The following is a 270-nucleotide window of genomic DNA, read 5'->3' on the forward strand; positions in this document are numbered from 1 at the left end:
GTCGTGGGGACTGCGATGGCGACGGGTTCGAATTGAAGGCGAAGGTTGTAAGCGGTGCCGTCTTCGGTCCATGTTTGCGTGCCCCTGGTATCGACTGGGACTTTTGCTTGGACGAGACAACAGGTAATCTTGATCGAAAAACAGCAAAATCTATTTTTGAGTTACTGCGTGATCTACGTGAGGAATTCAATATGGCAATGTTAATCGTGACCCATGATGAGCAATTGGCAAAATCAGCAGATCGTATTTTGCATATGCAAGATGGTATCT

Annotated in this window: 1 pseudogene; it reads left to right on the forward strand. The window is 46.3% G+C overall.

Features of this window, described 5'->3' with window-relative positions:
• Window positions 1-270: pseudogene (locus FLQ44_RS24145) on the forward strand (hypothetical protein); the annotation flags it as partial.

This window comes from Vogesella mureinivorans (genome assembly GCF_007644035.1).
GTDB classification, from domain to species: domain Bacteria; phylum Pseudomonadota; class Gammaproteobacteria; order Burkholderiales; family Chromobacteriaceae; genus Vogesella; species Vogesella mureinivorans.